The sequence below is a fragment of the Alkaliphilus metalliredigens QYMF genome, assembly GCF_000016985.1.
Lineage (GTDB): Bacteria > Bacillota > Clostridia > Peptostreptococcales > Natronincolaceae > Alkaliphilus_A > Alkaliphilus_A metalliredigens.
Window position 1 is genome coordinate 2,556,993 of sequence record NC_009633.1, and the last position, 14,998, is coordinate 2,571,990.

Annotated in this window: 14 protein-coding genes; all 14 read left to right on the forward strand. The window is 35.8% G+C overall.

All coding sequences use genetic code 11. The features are described from left to right. Positions 1-2: 2 nt before the first annotated feature. The 14 genes from AMET_RS12435 (at position 3) to AMET_RS12500 (ending at position 14,998) form a co-directional block, all read left to right on the forward strand. Positions 3-899 carry a copper transporter gene (locus tag AMET_RS12435; RefSeq protein ID WP_012063645.1) on the forward strand — a complete coding sequence of 299 codons (897 nt, stop codon included), beginning with the start codon at positions 3-5 and terminating at the stop codon, positions 897-899. Between the two features lie 11 nt (positions 900-910). Further along, positions 911-1,603 (forward strand): glycosyltransferase family 2 protein, encoded by a 693-nt coding sequence (locus AMET_RS12440; RefSeq protein WP_012063646.1) that lies wholly within the window; start codon positions 911-913, stop codon positions 1,601-1,603. 4 nt (positions 1,604-1,607) lie between these two features. Then, positions 1,608-2,444 (forward strand): MraY family glycosyltransferase, encoded by an 837-nt coding sequence (locus tag AMET_RS12445; RefSeq protein ID WP_012063647.1) that lies wholly within the window; start codon positions 1,608-1,610, stop codon positions 2,442-2,444. 91 nt (positions 2,445-2,535) lie between these two features. Further along, positions 2,536-3,636, forward strand: coding sequence for a DUF3866 family protein (locus AMET_RS12450; RefSeq protein WP_012063648.1), 1,101 nt, complete (start codon positions 2,536-2,538; stop codon positions 3,634-3,636). Between the two features lie 149 nt (positions 3,637-3,785). Further along, a complete protein-coding gene (locus AMET_RS12455; RefSeq protein WP_012063649.1) occupies positions 3,786-4,334 on the forward strand; it encodes an NUDIX hydrolase in 549 nt (182 codons plus the stop codon). 71 nt (positions 4,335-4,405) lie between these two features. Beyond that, positions 4,406-5,041 carry a stage II sporulation protein M gene (gene spoIIM / locus AMET_RS12460; RefSeq protein ID WP_012063650.1) on the forward strand — a complete coding sequence of 212 codons (636 nt, stop codon included), beginning with the start codon at positions 4,406-4,408 and terminating at the stop codon, positions 5,039-5,041. A 140-nt stretch (positions 5,042-5,181) separates the two neighbouring features. Next, positions 5,182-6,066: a site-specific tyrosine recombinase XerD gene (xerD, locus tag AMET_RS12465; protein WP_012063651.1), complete on the forward strand. Its 885-nt coding sequence runs from the start codon at positions 5,182-5,184 to the stop codon at positions 6,064-6,066. Between the two features lie 101 nt (positions 6,067-6,167). Continuing rightward, positions 6,168-7,340, forward strand: coding sequence for a phosphopentomutase (locus tag AMET_RS12470; RefSeq protein WP_012063652.1), 1,173 nt, complete (start codon positions 6,168-6,170; stop codon positions 7,338-7,340). Positions 7,341-7,386: 46 nt separating this feature from the next. Then, positions 7,387-8,208 (forward strand): purine-nucleoside phosphorylase, encoded by an 822-nt coding sequence (locus AMET_RS12475; protein WP_012063653.1) that lies wholly within the window; start codon positions 7,387-7,389, stop codon positions 8,206-8,208. 12 nt (positions 8,209-8,220) lie between these two features. Then, the gene (locus AMET_RS12480) at positions 8,221-9,051 is read left to right on the forward strand and encodes a purine-nucleoside phosphorylase (protein ID WP_012063654.1); all 831 of its coding nucleotides are present in this window, start codon (positions 8,221-8,223) and stop codon (positions 9,049-9,051) included. A 2-nt stretch (positions 9,052-9,053) separates the two neighbouring features. After that, positions 9,054-10,373 (forward strand): pyrimidine-nucleoside phosphorylase, encoded by a 1,320-nt coding sequence (locus tag AMET_RS12485; protein WP_012063655.1) that lies wholly within the window; start codon positions 9,054-9,056, stop codon positions 10,371-10,373. A gap of 138 nt (positions 10,374-10,511) precedes the next feature. Next, a complete protein-coding gene (locus tag AMET_RS12490) occupies positions 10,512-11,675 on the forward strand; it encodes a D-alanyl-D-alanine carboxypeptidase family protein (protein ID WP_012063656.1) in 1,164 nt (387 codons plus the stop codon). Positions 11,676-11,757: 82 nt separating this feature from the next. Next, positions 11,758-14,385 carry a CBS domain-containing protein gene (locus AMET_RS12495; RefSeq protein WP_012063657.1) on the forward strand — a complete coding sequence of 876 codons (2,628 nt, stop codon included), beginning with the start codon at positions 11,758-11,760 and terminating at the stop codon, positions 14,383-14,385. Next, entirely contained in the window at positions 14,378-14,998 is a 621-nt protein-coding gene (locus tag AMET_RS12500) for a site-2 protease family protein (RefSeq protein ID WP_012063658.1), read from the forward strand. Before AMET_RS12495 ends, AMET_RS12500 begins: the two co-directional genes overlap by 8 nt.

Here is a 14,998-nt window from a genome sequence, read left to right on the forward strand (position 1 = left end):
CCATGCTTAACATAAAATATTTTGTCATTTCTATTGCTGCAATATTTATAGCCCTGGGTATTGGTATGTTCATCGGGTTTAATATGAATGGACAAGAAATTTACTTTAAACATCAGGAGGCTTTAATAGATAGTTTAGAAAATCGCTTTAGTGAGTTTAAGATAGAAAAAGAGTTGTTAGAACAAAACATACAACAAATAACCATTGAAAACAATAAGAAGGATAATTTTATTGAAAAAGTATATTTAGAAGTTATCTCTGAGCGACTATTAGGAATCAACGTAGGGATTATTCAAACAACAGATCAGTTTTATTATAACAATATTAGAGAAACCTTAGAAAATGCTGGTGCATTGATTCCAATGGAAATCGTTTATACAGATAAACTCTTTAATGTTTCTGAATCCTATATTGACGAAATCAATTTAGTGTATCAACTAGATCTTGTGGGTAGAAGTGATTGGTTATCTTATGTGAATCATCAAATAACAGGATATGTAAAAAGTGGCGAAGCCAGTCATTTTATTGTTGAATTGGTTGATAATCAACTCATTCAGGTAGTGACTTATTATGATGATCTAACAGTCTATCCCATTAATCAAGTAGTACTTGCAGGAGGACATATTAGTGAAGACAAAAACAAACCCAATATGATTGATATAGATTTGATTAATCGGTTTAGAGAAAATAACTTGCCAACCATAGCTGTGGAGCGTTTAGACGTAGGGTATTCTTATATTTCATACTATAAGCAAGCTACTGTTTCAACGATAGATAATGTAAATACAAAAATCGGGGAAATCTCATTGGTTTTAGTGCTAAATGGAGCTGATGGGAATTTTGGAGAAAAACCCACGGCTGATGAGCTCGTCCCTTCGGTAACAAATATTGAAGAATAGGGGGCTAAAGGTTGAAAAATCATATTTCCATCGTTATTCCTGCTTATAATGAGGAAAAAAGAATTATTAAAACCCTAACAACATTAAAGAAAAGTAAAATGGTTGATGAAATAATTGTGGTAGATGATGGCTCTACCGATAAGACCTATGAGTATGCCTCAAAAGTCGAAGGAATTCAACTACTTAAACAATTAAAAAACCGTGGGAAAGGTTATGCACTGACAGTGGGCATCAATGAAGCATTGAAAAATTCAAATATCATTCTCTTATTGGATGCCGACCTAGAAGAAAGTGTCATAGATTTCTCTAAACTCATTCTTCCCATCAGCGAAGGAAGGGCTGATGTGACAATAGGCAAATTTCCACCTTCAAAGAAAAAAGGAGGCTTTGGATTTGTTAAAAAATTAGCCAAATATGGTGTTTATATACACACAGGTCATAAACTAGACACTGTACTTTCAGGACAGCGGGCCTTAAAAAGTAATGTATTGAAAAATATTAATACAAACTTTCAAGGTTACGGTGTTGAGCTTGGTATGACAATTGACATATTAAAGAAAGGATACCATATAGAAGAGGTTGAGGTGAATATGCTTCATAATGAAACCGGAAGAAACCTCACGGGATTTATTCATAGAGGAAAGCAGTTTTGGCAAATACTATGTGTTCTACTAAAACATTCTTTCAAAGAAAAGCAAAGGTGATAAAATGGAAATAATGTTACTAATCCTAAGTGCAACCCTGACTTATGTCATGAAACCCTATTTAAGACAACTGTTAATCGAATCAGGAATGATTGGTAAAAACTATGAAAACAAAGAGATCCCAGTAGGTATGGGTCTATTACTTATCCCGATTATGACCATTCAATTATTCTTAATCCAAGCCATATATCCGTTTTACTTTAAAGTTGAAAGGTTTCAACTTAATGTACTTCTGTTGTTTTTCATTGGTATATTAATGATGGCCTTTTTAGGCCTATTAGATGATACAGTAGGGAGTAGAGACACTTTAGGCTTCAAGGGACACCTTGGACAATTAGTAAGGGGACGATTAACCACAGGGGGCTTAAAGGCAGTCTTAGGGGGTCTGACGGCTTTACTGATCAGTAGCATATTATCCAGTAGTATTATAGAACTCATCTTAAACACCTTATTGTTAGGGTTATTTACTAATTTAATCAATCTACTTGATTTAAGACCAGGTAGGGCTATGAAGGGATATATTAGTCTATTGATGGTGTTTTTAATCCTTGGAATCACATATGAGTCTAGAATCATTTTCTTCACGATACTTGGATATTGTATTGTGTACCTTCCTCAGGATTTACGAGCAGAGTATATGATGGGAGATGTAGGATCTAATACACTGGGAATGACATTGGGTATTATGAGTATGTTAAGTTTTTCAAGCATCGTAAAGTATTTGCTATTGTTTATTTTAATCATCATACATATGATTGCAGAAAAATATTCAATATCAAAAATAATAGACGGTAATTCGATATTGAGGTTTATAGACAATTTAGGAAGAAAGACACATTGATATAAAGCCAGTGGCTTAATAGATGATTTAAGTGAGTAAAGATTGCAAAAGTGGGATATATAGCTAAAGATATGAGAAAAGTGGTGAAAAGATGATGATGAGTTTGAGAAGAGGTATTGTAACGTCACTTGAAAGAAAATTTAAGGGACGAACAGATATTATGGTGAAAATCAATGAGAATGAAGAAAGAGCCATCAATTATAATAATTTAACAGGAGAAGTGGAATTCAATGACGAAGTAATATTAAATACAACAGCTGTTGACTTGAAACTAGGGACAGGTGGATATCACTATGTTGTTGCTAATTTAAGATATTCAGAAATACCACTTCACGGACAAGGACATATTATGAAGTTAAGGTATACACCCTATCAGCTAAAAGTGCTAGCAGCTGAGGAACAAACCAGTCCTCACCACGATGTTTTCAAGAATTTCAAGTCATTAGAAGGATTACCAGTCATTGTTGCCACATTACACAGCATGTTAATCCCGATTGCATGCACATTGAAACAATTGAATCATCGTATACGCATTGCTTATATTATGACTGACGGAGCAGCATTGCCTATTGACTTTAGTAATACAGTGTACGAGTTGAGGTCGAAAAAAATAATTGACCACACGATTACCATAGGACATGCCTTCGGAGGAGAATTAGAGTGTGTTAATATTTACAATGGACTCATTGCAGCTAAGGAATTAACACAGTGTGATGTCATCATTGTATCCATGGGGCCTGGTATTGTGGGTACAGGAACAACCTATGGATTTAGTGGTATAGAGCAAGGAAGCATCTTAGATGCAGTTGATTTGCTAAAAGGAACAGCAATAGCTGTTCCAAGAATAAGTTTTGCAGATCCAAGAATAAGACATAAAGGAATGAGCCACCACTCCCTTACAGTGCTAGATAAAATTACTAGAAGTAAATCCAAGGTTGTGCTTCCTCATTTGAACAAAGAACAAAAGGGTTGGATTAGTCATCAGATTCAAACGTTAGGTTTAGATTCAAAGCATGAATTCATAGTGGAAGATGGTAGTATACTTGAAGATGCATTACAAAATTTTAATTTATCTGTCAATTCAATGGGGAGAAGCTTTTCTGATGATCCAGCTTTTTTCTTAACTTGTAGTGCCGCGGCTACTTATGTTCATAAGATGCGGTATGGCTTTGAAGAAAATCTGCAAGTGTAATTTGTTGGCCCTTAAAATTTGTAAGCATTTGTCTTAGTATGCCTACCTTACCGCAATAGAATAATTTCTCACGAGAGATTTTTAACACGTTAATCCACCCCTATTTTTAATTGATGTTTGTCCTATTATATTCATTGGGAGGTTAAATTATGACCATGGAAGAAAAAACGATGAAAACCGAGCGGGTTTATGAAGGGAAAATTATAAACTTGAGAGTGGATACAGTTGAATTGCCAGATAAAAAATACTCTAAAAGAGAAATTGTAGAGCACTCTGGGGCCGTAGGAATTATTGCCCTAACAGACTCAGGAAATATTGTACTGGTTAAGCAGTTCAGAAAACCTGTAGAAGATAGTCTATTAGAAATTCCTGCAGGAAAGATTGAGAAAGATGAAGAAGCTGATGCGTGCGCATTAAGAGAACTTGAAGAAGAAACAGGATACCGTACTTCTAATATGCAAAAGCTTATTTCTTTCTATACAACACCTGGTTTTTCAAATGAGGTCATACACCTCTATCTTGCCTTAGATTTGGATAAGGGAATCGCAACACCAGATGAAGATGAATATATTGAAGTAGTTGAATTAAGCATTCAAGATGCCCTTGAGATGATTGAACTTGGTGAAATTAAGGATGCAAAAACAATTATCGGTATTTTAACTGCCAATCAACGTTTTTTAAAGAAAGCCAACTCGTAAAGGACAAGGCATAAAAGTCTCCTTCTAAGCATAATGATTTTAAAAGTGATGCATTTAGAGGGGGAATAAATATGAAAAACAATCGTATAATCACATGGGTTGAGAAACACATTAAAGAACATATCTTTATATACGCCCTTGTGATTTTATGCTTTCTGATAGGAATTTCTGTAGGTGCCTTTACGGTTAAAGCGCTAGATGTCCATCAAAAACAAGAGCTTGTTTCCTATTTGAAAGGTTTTTTTCAGTTGTTTGACGCTAATGAATTAAATGGTGTGACGATTTTCAAACAATCCTTTACCAACAATTTTCAGTTACTAGCACTTAATTGGATACTAGGGATCACCGTGATTGGTATTCCTTTTGTGTTTATGATTGTTGGATTCAAGGGTTTTGTGATTGGATTTACCGTGGGGGTCCTCATTGAAGAATTTAAAATGATAGGGTTTCTATTATTTTTATTTGCTATTTTTCCACAAAACATACTCATCATAGGAATCTTTATTTTGTCAGGTGTAATCTCAACGTCTTTCACAGTACGATTAATTAAATCAAAGGTTAATAAAGTAAGAAACTTTAGCTTCGGAAAACAATTTATTCAATACAGTATACTCAATCTCATTCTGTTCGGTCTCATTATCATTCCAGGCTTGATAGAAGCATTTTTAGCGCCGATTTTTATACGGTTAATCAGTCGGTATATCTAACAAAAGCCATCAATGAAGACATAACCTAATATTAAAGCGCATTCTTAGCAGGAAATAAACACAATATGTAGAATACGTATATATATGTAAAATACTAGATTCAAGTAACGTAAATACATGCCGTATAGGGGAGTTTTCGTATGGATATATTAATAAACAATTTTATCATTTACTTAAAAAATGAAAAGCATCTGTCAACAAATACATTGGAGTCATATAAAAGAGATGTCAAGCAATTTACAAGCTACTTAGCAGGAAGTGATATCCATGATATAGAAGAAACAACAAAAACCACGATTATTACGTATCTATTTTACTTACAAAAGGAGGGGCGTGCTGCCTCTACGATTTCAAGGAGTTTAGCTTCCCTTAGGAGCTTTTATCATTATTTATTACTACATAAAAAAGTGGATATAGATCCTACGTTTAATTTAGAATCTCCTAAGATGGTGAAAAAACCACCTAACATATTAACACTTGAAGAGGTGGAATTGTTGTTACAACAACCATTAAATACTACGCCAAAAGGAATAAGGGATAAAGCTATGTTAGAATTGCTCTATGCCACCGGAATTCGTGTGACAGAGTTAATCTCATTAAATCTAGAGGATGTTAATGTAAATCTTGGATATATTAGATGTTGTAATAATACTAAAGAAAGAGTGATACCTATTGGGACCCTTTCTTTGATCGCTTTACAGAAATACATAAATTATTATCGGGATGCTTTTACTAAAGATAATGAAGAAAAAAGTTTGTTTCTTAATTATCATGGGGGCCGTTTAACGAGGCAAGGGTTTTGGAAAATTATAAAGGTTTATACAAAGCAAGCAGCTATCGAAAAAAGTATTACACCCCATACATTAAGACACTCCTTCGCAACACACCTCATTGAAAACGGAGCTGACCTTAAATCTGTGCAAGAAATGTTAGGCCATTCTGATATTTCAACAACTCAGGTATATGCACAGTTAACTAAACATAAAATCAAGGATGTATATAATAAAACCCATCCCAGGGCCTGATATCAGGTCCTGTTTTATGGATTAAATCTCTCTTATAAAAGATAAGGTGATAAAGTTCATTTTCACTTGGGTATAATAGAATTAAAAAGAGGAGGTAAGTGATGATTAATAGAGTTGTTTTATTCATTATGGATAGTGTAGGAATTGGCGCTTTACCAGATGCTGACCAATTTGGTGATGTTGGTTCCAATACCTTAGGCAATATTTCTAAGGTAGAACAAGGGATTGCCCTCCCTAACTTAACAGCATTGGGCCTTGGTAATATCGAAGACATTCAAGGTGTGAATCCGGTTGAAAGTCCCAAGGGGGCCTATGGTAAGTCAGCAGAAGTTTCTAATGGAAAGGATACAACAACAGGTCACTGGGAGCTGGTAGGCTTAGAGGTCACCGAACCCTTTAATACCTATCCACAAGGGTTTCCAGCTGATGTGGTTGAAAACTTTGAAAAACAAATCGGGAGGAAGATGTTAGGCAATAAGCCTGCTTCGGGAACGGTTATTCTTGATGAACTGGGAAAAGAGCATATGCAAACGGGCCATCCAATTGTTTATACATCTGCTGACAGTGTGTTTCAGATTGCAGCCCATGAAGAGGTGATCCTCCTAGGGGAGTTATATAAAATGTGTGAAATCGCTAGGGAGATTATGAGGGGCGACCATGCCGTTGCAAGGGTAATTGCTAGACCCTTTGTTGGGGATCCAGGCAATTTTATTCGAACATCAAACCGTAGGGATTACTCACTAGATCCATTTGGGAAAACCCTGTTAGATATAGCAAAAGAGGCAGGCAAGGATGTGATAGGTATTGGGAAAATCGAAGATATCTTTAACGGAAATGGCATTACAGAAGCAATACATACCAAGGATAATATGGATGGTATTGATCAAACCATAGCATATTTAAAAAAGGAGAATAAAGGAATTATTTTCACGAATCTAGTTGATTTTGACTCGAAATATGGCCATCGTAGAGACCCAAAAGGATATAAACAAGCTTTAGAAGAAATGGATCGTCGTATTCCTGAAATTTTAAGCCATTTAAATGATGAGGATTTAATTATATTTACTGCTGATCATGGAAACGATCCTACTTTCAAAGGGTCAGATCATACAAGGGAGTATATTCCTATTGTCATTTACGGAAAACAGGTTAAGGCCGGTGTCAATATTGGCACAAGAAAGTCTTTTGCAGACATAGCTGCAACGATTTCAGACATTCTCAATATCGATGATACAGGCAATGGTGAAAGTTTCAAAAAATTCATTTTAGAGTAGAAAATTATTAAATGTAACTAAAATGTGATATAAGGAGTTTAATATAATGGAAAATTCATATCAACAAATCAATGAATCTATTCAATATATAAAATCAAGGATTAAGAATAATCCACAAATAGGACTCATTTTAGGATCCGGGCTAGGTGTTTTAGCTGAAGAAATTAAGAATCCTGAAGTGATTGCTTACCAAGATATTCCTAATTTCCCTGTCTCTACAGTAGAAGGCCATGCAGGAGAATTGGTCATGGGAGAAATAGAGGATAAATACGTGATTGCAATGAAGGGACGTTTTCATTTTTATGAAGGCTACTCTATGAAAATGGTGACATTTCCCGTACGAGTGATGATTGCTTTAGGAATTGAAAACTTAATTGTAACAAATGCTGCTGGCGGAGCGAATTATGATTTTACTCCTGGAGACTTAATGATCATCACAGATCATATTAATTTTTCGTTTGATAACCCCCTTATCGGTATTAACGATGAGAGGTTTGGCGTCAGGTTTCCTGATTTATCAAATGCATACGACGAAGGCTTGATCGATATTGCAAAAAATGCTGCCGTTGATTTGGACATGAATATTCAAAATGGCGTCTATGCTTTTATGACTGGTCCAACCTATGAAACGCCAGCTGAAGTAAGAATGATGCGAATCCTTGGAGCTGATGCAGTGGGGATGTCAACTGTGCCCGAAATAACCGTAGCTGCCCATGGAGGGGTTAAGGCACTGGGTATTTCATGTATTACAAATATGGCCGCAGGGATACTAGACCAACCATTAAATCATGATGAGGTAATGGAAACCGCTGCCAAGACAAGAGATAACTTTGTGAATTACATCAAACGAATTATTGAAACCATTTAAGGGGGAGCTGCGATGAAGGACTTACTAGCTAAAATTCAAGAGTCAAAAGCATTTATCCTGTCAAAAACTGCATTAAAGCCAAGTATTGGTCTCATATTAGGGTCAGGATTAGGGACATTAGCAGATGAAATTGAGGATAAAGTCATAATTGATTACAAAGAGATACCCCATTTCCCCACTTCTACTGTTGAAGGTCACGCTGGACAATTAGTGCTTGGCCGATTAGAAGGAAAGTACGTTGTAGCTATGCAGGGAAGGTTTCACTACTATGAAGGGTATTCCATGCAGGAGATTACTTTTCCAGTACGTGTTATGAAGGCAATTGGGGTGGAATTGTTATTGGTGACCAATGCCTGTGGCGGGTTAAATGCAAAACTCCATCCAGGAGCACTAATGGTCATTGAAGATCATATTAATCTTACAGGAGCCAATCCGTTGATCGGCCCAAATATGTCTGAACTTGGACCAAGATTTCCAGATATGTCATCGGCTTATGATCGAGAGTTAATTGAATTAGTCCATCGGGTAGGGGCTAAACACCAGATTGAGATTCATCAAGGTGTTTATCTTGCAATCAGTGGACCAAATTACTTGTCTAAGGCGGAATTAAACATGGTGAGAATTTTAGGGGCAGATACTGTAGGTATGTCGACAGTACCCGAGGTAATTGTAGCTAGACATGCTGGCATCAAAGTCTTGGGATTATCCTGTGTAACAGATATGGCGATCCCTGAAGAACTAGAGTCGGTTAGTCATGAGCAAGTCATTGCAATTGCAAATAAAACACGTCCCCAGTTCATTTCTTTAGTGAAGGGGATTTTAAACGAGGTGTTAGAAGGGTGAGAATGGTAGATATTATTTCTAAGAAAAAGGAAGGATCTGCTTTATCTAGGGAGGAAATCATTTATTTTATAGAGGGTTATACAAATGGGAATATTCCAGATTATCAAGTTTCTGCACTATTAATGGCAATTTTCTTTCAAAAAATGAATAAAGAAGAAACTGTATATTTAACTGAAGCCATGATGAATTCAGGAGATTTGATTGACCTCAGTGATATTGAAGGAATTAAGGTGGATAAACACAGTACCGGAGGCGTTGGAGACAAAACATCCATTGCCCTAGGAGCTATGGTAGCCGCCTGCGGTGTTCCAGTAGCCAAAATGTCAGGAAGAGGATTGGGACACACCGGAGGAACCATTGATAAACTAGAGGCAATCTCAGGCTTTACTGTAGATATGACAAAAGAACAATTTGTTAATAATGTGAATGAGATAAAGTTGGCCATCGGAGGTCAAACTGGAGATTTAGCTCCCGCAGATAAAAAGTTGTATGCATTAAGAGACGTGACTGCAACTGTTGATAATATTTCATTAATTGCAAGTAGCATTATGTCTAAGAAACTGGCTTCAGGAGCAAATGCCATTGTTTTAGATGTCAAAACAGGTAGTGGTGCTTTCATGAAAGACTTAGATGACTCATTTGATCTTGCTCAGGAAATGGTTCAAATAGGCTGTCAAATGAATCGAGAAACTGTTGCCTTAATTACGGATATGGATCAACCCTTAGGGTGCGCGGTTGGAAATAGTTTAGAGGTAAAAGAAGCCATTGAAACCTTGAAGGGTAATGGACCTAAAGATTTCACAAACCTATGTATACACCTAGGTGCATATATGCTATTGCTAGCAGAGAGGGTTGCCACTGTAGAGGATGGAAAGAAAATGATACAGGATACAATTGATCAGGGCACGGCCCTTATGGTATTTGAAAAGTTCATTCAAGCCCAAGGCGGCGATCCAAAGGTGATCTATAATACTGATTTATTGTCTAAATCCAAGGGCATTTATAGACTTCAAGCCCTAGAGCAAGGTTATATACATAAAATTCAGGCCGATATCATCGGAATGAGCGCATTAGTCCTAGGGGCTGGACGAGAAACAAAAGAGAGTGTGATTGATTTATCCGTTGGGATTGTCTTGAATAAGAAGATTGGCGATTTCGTTGAAAAAGGCGATATCTTAGCCTACGTTCACTATAATGACGAATCTAAAAAAGAAGATGCTTTACAATTACTTGAAAATGCATATGAAATAAATGAAATAAAAGTTCAGCAAAGACAACTGATTTTTGGGATAGTCAGTAAAGAGGGAATGAAGAGACTGTAAGTACAGTCTCTTCATTTTTTTATATCTCTTTGTGTAACAGGAGGGTAATTTTTACATTAGCTGTGTCTTCTTCTCTCTGTATAACTATGTTTCCTGTTGGAGAATATAATATTGACAAAACAATAAGGAGGAGACGATATGCAGAGGAAAAAGTTTTTAAAGCTGATGAGTGGGTGTTTGATCTTAATGACAGTACTGGCATTAAATACCACAACCCTATTGGCTCAGCCCTTTGAATTACAGAGTAAAGCTGGAATTTTAATTGATGCTGCCACAGGTGAAGTCTTGTATGAAAAAAACATTCATGAATCATTACCACCAGCCAGTGTTACTAAAATTATGACAATGCTCTTAACTATGGAAGCGTTAGACACAAATAGAATTACTTTGAATGACAAAGTAGTCGTTAGTGAAAGAGCATCTAGTATGGGTGGCACCCAGCTTTATTTAGAACCTGGTGAGGTTAAAACAGTAGAGGAATTAATGAAAGGAATTGCCATACGATCAGCTAATGATGCCTGTGTTGCAATAGGTGAGCATATTTCAGGCTCAGAAGATGCTTTCGTTCAAAAGATGAATGAAAGAGCTAAGGAGCTGGGAATGAAAAACACGACTTTTATAAATACAAATGGACTCCCAGCAGAAGGACATGTGACTTCAGTTTATGATATCGCTTTAATGTCTAAGGAACTACTCAAGTACCCAGATGTGCAGAAATGGTTGACAACATGGATGGATACAGTGGTTGTAGGTAAAAGAGAATCAACCCAAGAGTTAGTAAATACAAATCGATTAATCCGTACTTATAAAGGTGCTACTGGACTAAAAACAGGATTTACACAAGCAGCCCTACATTGTTTATCTGCTTCAGCCACAAGAGGCAATAACACATTTATAGCTGTTGTGTTAGCGGCCCCAACCTCACAGGTTAGATTTAGTGAAGCTGCTCAATTACTTGACTTTGGATTTGCAAATTATAATACAATAGAAATTGCTGAAAGAGATGTCTTCATTGGTAATATCAACATTCAAAAAGGTCAAGAATCAATCGTTAGAGGTGTAGCAAAGGAGGACCTAAAGGTTCTTGTGAAAAAGGGTGAAGAAGACCAAGTACAAAAGGAAGTGATCTTACCACAGTTTGCTAATGCCCCTGTTCTAAAAGGTGATAAAATGGGGGAAGTGATTGCCACTATCAATGGGAAGGAAGTAGGGCGAGTAGACATTATTAGTGAGAGTGACATAGAAAAAGCTAATGTGGTCAATATGTTTACTAAAATGATAAGAAGTGTTGTTGGAGAGTAGAGCAGTGTACTATACTGCTCTACTTTTTCTTAGGAATGATTTATGCTATAATTAAATAATGTAGTGCAAAGGGGTGATGTAATTGAAGGTAATTATTAGTCATGAAAATTTAGATTTTGATGGATTGGCTAGTATGGTAGCTTGTTCAAAGTTGCATCCTGATGCAAGATTATTCTTTTCTGGCAAATTGAATGATTATGTAAAGCAATTTTTTAATTTATACAAAAATTCACTATCAATCAATCATGCTAATCAGGTGGATTTAGATGAAATAGAGGAACTCATTATTGTAGATGTGAGTACACCAAATCGAATTGGTAAGTTTAAAGAGCTCGTGGATAAAAATATAAAAATAACAATTTTTGATCATCATATTCAGGGTGATAATGTGATCGATTGTGAAAACAAAATAATTAAGCCCTATGGTGCATGTACAACTATATTGGTTCAGGAAATCATAAGCAAAGAGATCTCCTTGACTTCTTTTGAGGCAACATTACTTGCTATTGGTATTTATGCAGATACAAACTGTTTAACATTTAATGGGACAATTGATAAGGATGCGGAAGCTGTTGCCTTTCTCTTAAGCCAGGGTGCTAACATACAAATCGTTTCACAATATGTACAGGCATCTTTAGAGTATGAGCAGAACCAATTATTAAATGAATTATTAATGAAGTGTCAAGAGATTAATATCAAGGGTAATGAAGTTGTCATAGCTGTATCAACCTATGATCACTTTATTGGGGGATTAGGAAGTATCGCACATAGAATAATGGATATTAAAAGATGCGATGGGGTTTTTCTAATCGTTAAAATGGACAAGAATTGTTATGTAGTTGGAAGAAGTGGAAGTGATAACCTTAATATTCCTTATATTTTAACCCCATTTAATGGAGGGGGTCATGAACGGGCGGCCTCTGCAACTGTAAAAGAAGCAGATCCCCTTGATCTAAAAAATCAACTCATAGAATCATTAAAGGAAAGAGTTAATCCCCAATTAACAGCTGGAGAAATGATGAGCCACCCCGTAAAAACAGTGTATGAGCACATGAAAATACAAGAAGTAAATAAAATTATGCTAAGATATGGACATACTGGAATGCCGGTTCTTGAAGGAGATCAAATGATCGGTATTATTTCTAGAACTGATGTAGATAAGGCCATTATTCATGGATTAGGACATGCACCAGTAAAGGGTTTTATGACTAAGAATGTGAAAACAATTAACCCTAGCACTACCCTTAAAGAGATGAACCTATTACTAACTCGTAATAATATCGGAAGACTACCTGTAGTAGAAGATAACCAATTAATTGGAATTGTCACCAGAACAGATGTTTTGAAAATCATGTATGGTGCCGGGAGTCCCTACTGGTATAAAGAAACCTATGAAAAATCACTGAAATCCTATAATTTTAAAAAAGAGCTAGCGCAACTCCCGATGGATATACATACTATGTTCCAACAGGTAGGGCAGCTAGGAGATACAATGGGCAATGATGTTTTTATTGTGGGTGGTTTTGTAAGAGACTTTTTATTGGGTGAAGAAAATCAAGACTTGGATTTTGTTGTGGAAGGAGATGGGATTGCCTTTGCTCAAGCTTTAAATGAGATTATTCAAGGACGCCTAACGATCCATGAAAAATTCGGTACTGCAACAATCCAATTGCCAGATAAAAGGACATTGGATGTTGTCACAGCCCGAAGAGAATATTATGAGTATCCTGCAGCAATGCCCCAAGTAGAAAAGAGCTCTATTTGGAGTGATTTATTTCGAAGGGACTTTACAATTAACGCCATGGCAATTCAATTAAACAAATCCAAATTCGGTCAACTGATTGACTACTTTGGGGGAATTCAGGACTTAGAGGATAAGAATATTAGGGTTTTATATAATTTAAGCTTTGTTGAAGATCCCACACGAATATTTAGAGCAATTAGATTTAGTACACGACTTAACTTCAACATCGAAGATGAGACCAAGACATTTATACATGAAGCCATAAAAGATGGCATGTTAGATAGACTGAGTGCTGAGCGTTTAAGAGAAGAGATTTTAAACACGATTCTAGAAAAGAACATCCAAGAGAATATACTTTCACTTGATCGTTTTAAGGTATTAGAAATAATCCACCCTAAGCTTCAAGCCTCACAGGCAAATGTTGAAAAACTACAAACCTTAAAAGAGACAATAAACTATTTTAGGACATATGAGTCCAGGCCTGATGAAATTGAGGTGGTCTTAATCGTGTTAATGCACCTTTTATCTGATTTAAATGAGCATGACTTAGTGGAGAGTCTAAACAAATTGATTGCAAATAAAGGAAACTATTCAAAAATAAAAGAAACATTGGAAAATAGAAAGATCATTTATGAGCAATTAAAGCAAGAAGATCTCAATAGCTATGATCTATATCAACTCCTTAACCAGTTTTCATTAGAGAGTATCATCTATTATTATAACGACTGTGATCATTCCTATGTGAAACATTATTTACTGTTCTATGTTTTAAAGCTAAAGGAGATTCACGTAGAAATATCAGGTGAAGATTTAATTAAATTGGGGATTAAACCTGGTCCGATTTTTAGGATTGTATTAGAGAGGGTACTGGAGGAGAAGGTGAAGGGCAACATTTACCGTCGAGAAGAAGAAATTCAATTTGCTCAGCAACTTTATAGGAGCCTGAAGGGGGAGAAGAATGCCTAGTTTAGATTTAAATAGAATTTTAATGACCTTGCCAGGCATATTAATTGCATTGAGTGTTCATGAGTTTGCCCATGGATATACAGCCTATCTCTTAGGTGACCCCACTGCAAAACAGTATAAAAGATTAACACTAAATCCAATTGCCCACATTGATATAATTGGATTTTTAATGCTAATATTTGCAGGATTTGGTTGGGCTAAGCCCGTTCCCATTAATCCAAATTACTTTACAAGAAGAAAGTTAGGATACTTTCTTGTTTCCATAGCAGGACCTTTATCTAATGTCCTTTTAGCAATTTTCTTCTCCTTCGTTCTAGGGTTTCAAGTTCAATACTTTAGCAATGCCATTCTCAACAACATTTTGGTTTATACTATCTTTATTAACCTTGTTTTAGCTGTTTTTAACATGTTTCCTATTCCACCGTTAGATGGCTCTAAGTTGCTCTTAATTGCTCTACCAGATAAATATGAAGCAAAGTTTTTTGGATTAGAAAAATACTCCTATATTATTTTAATTTTACTCTTAGTATTTAATATTATTGATAAGGTACTTTTTCCTATTGTCAATTTCCTATTCCAATTACTGATGATTATGCTAATGTACGTTTTTTAG

Bases quoted from the DNA above. Each gene is read 5' to 3' on its own strand.
- AMET_RS12500 (WP_012063658.1), top strand. From the start codon at position 14,378: ATGCCTAGTTTAGATTTAAATAGAATTTTAATGACCTTGCCAGGCATA.
- xerD (WP_012063651.1), top strand. From the start codon at position 5,182: ATGGATATATTAATAAACAATTTTATCATTTACTTAAAAAATGAAAAG.
- AMET_RS12475 (WP_012063653.1), top strand. From the start codon at position 7,387: ATGGAAAATTCATATCAACAAATCAATGAATCTATTCAATATATAAAA.
- AMET_RS12480 (WP_012063654.1), top strand. From the start codon at position 8,221: ATGAAGGACTTACTAGCTAAAATTCAAGAGTCAAAAGCATTTATCCTG.
- AMET_RS12455 (WP_012063649.1), top strand. From the start codon at position 3,786: ATGACCATGGAAGAAAAAACGATGAAAACCGAGCGGGTTTATGAAGGG.
- spoIIM (WP_012063650.1), top strand. From the start codon at position 4,406: ATGAAAAACAATCGTATAATCACATGGGTTGAGAAACACATTAAAGAA.
- AMET_RS12485 (WP_012063655.1), top strand. From the start codon at position 9,054: ATGGTAGATATTATTTCTAAGAAAAAGGAAGGATCTGCTTTATCTAGG.
- AMET_RS12490 (WP_012063656.1), top strand. From the start codon at position 10,512: ATGCAGAGGAAAAAGTTTTTAAAGCTGATGAGTGGGTGTTTGATCTTA.
- AMET_RS12435 (WP_012063645.1), top strand. From the start codon at position 3: ATGCTTAACATAAAATATTTTGTCATTTCTATTGCTGCAATATTTATA.
- AMET_RS12450 (WP_012063648.1), top strand. From the start codon at position 2,536: ATGATGATGAGTTTGAGAAGAGGTATTGTAACGTCACTTGAAAGAAAA.
- AMET_RS12445 (WP_012063647.1), top strand. From the start codon at position 1,608: ATGGAAATAATGTTACTAATCCTAAGTGCAACCCTGACTTATGTCATG.
- AMET_RS12470 (WP_012063652.1), top strand. From the start codon at position 6,168: ATGATTAATAGAGTTGTTTTATTCATTATGGATAGTGTAGGAATTGGC.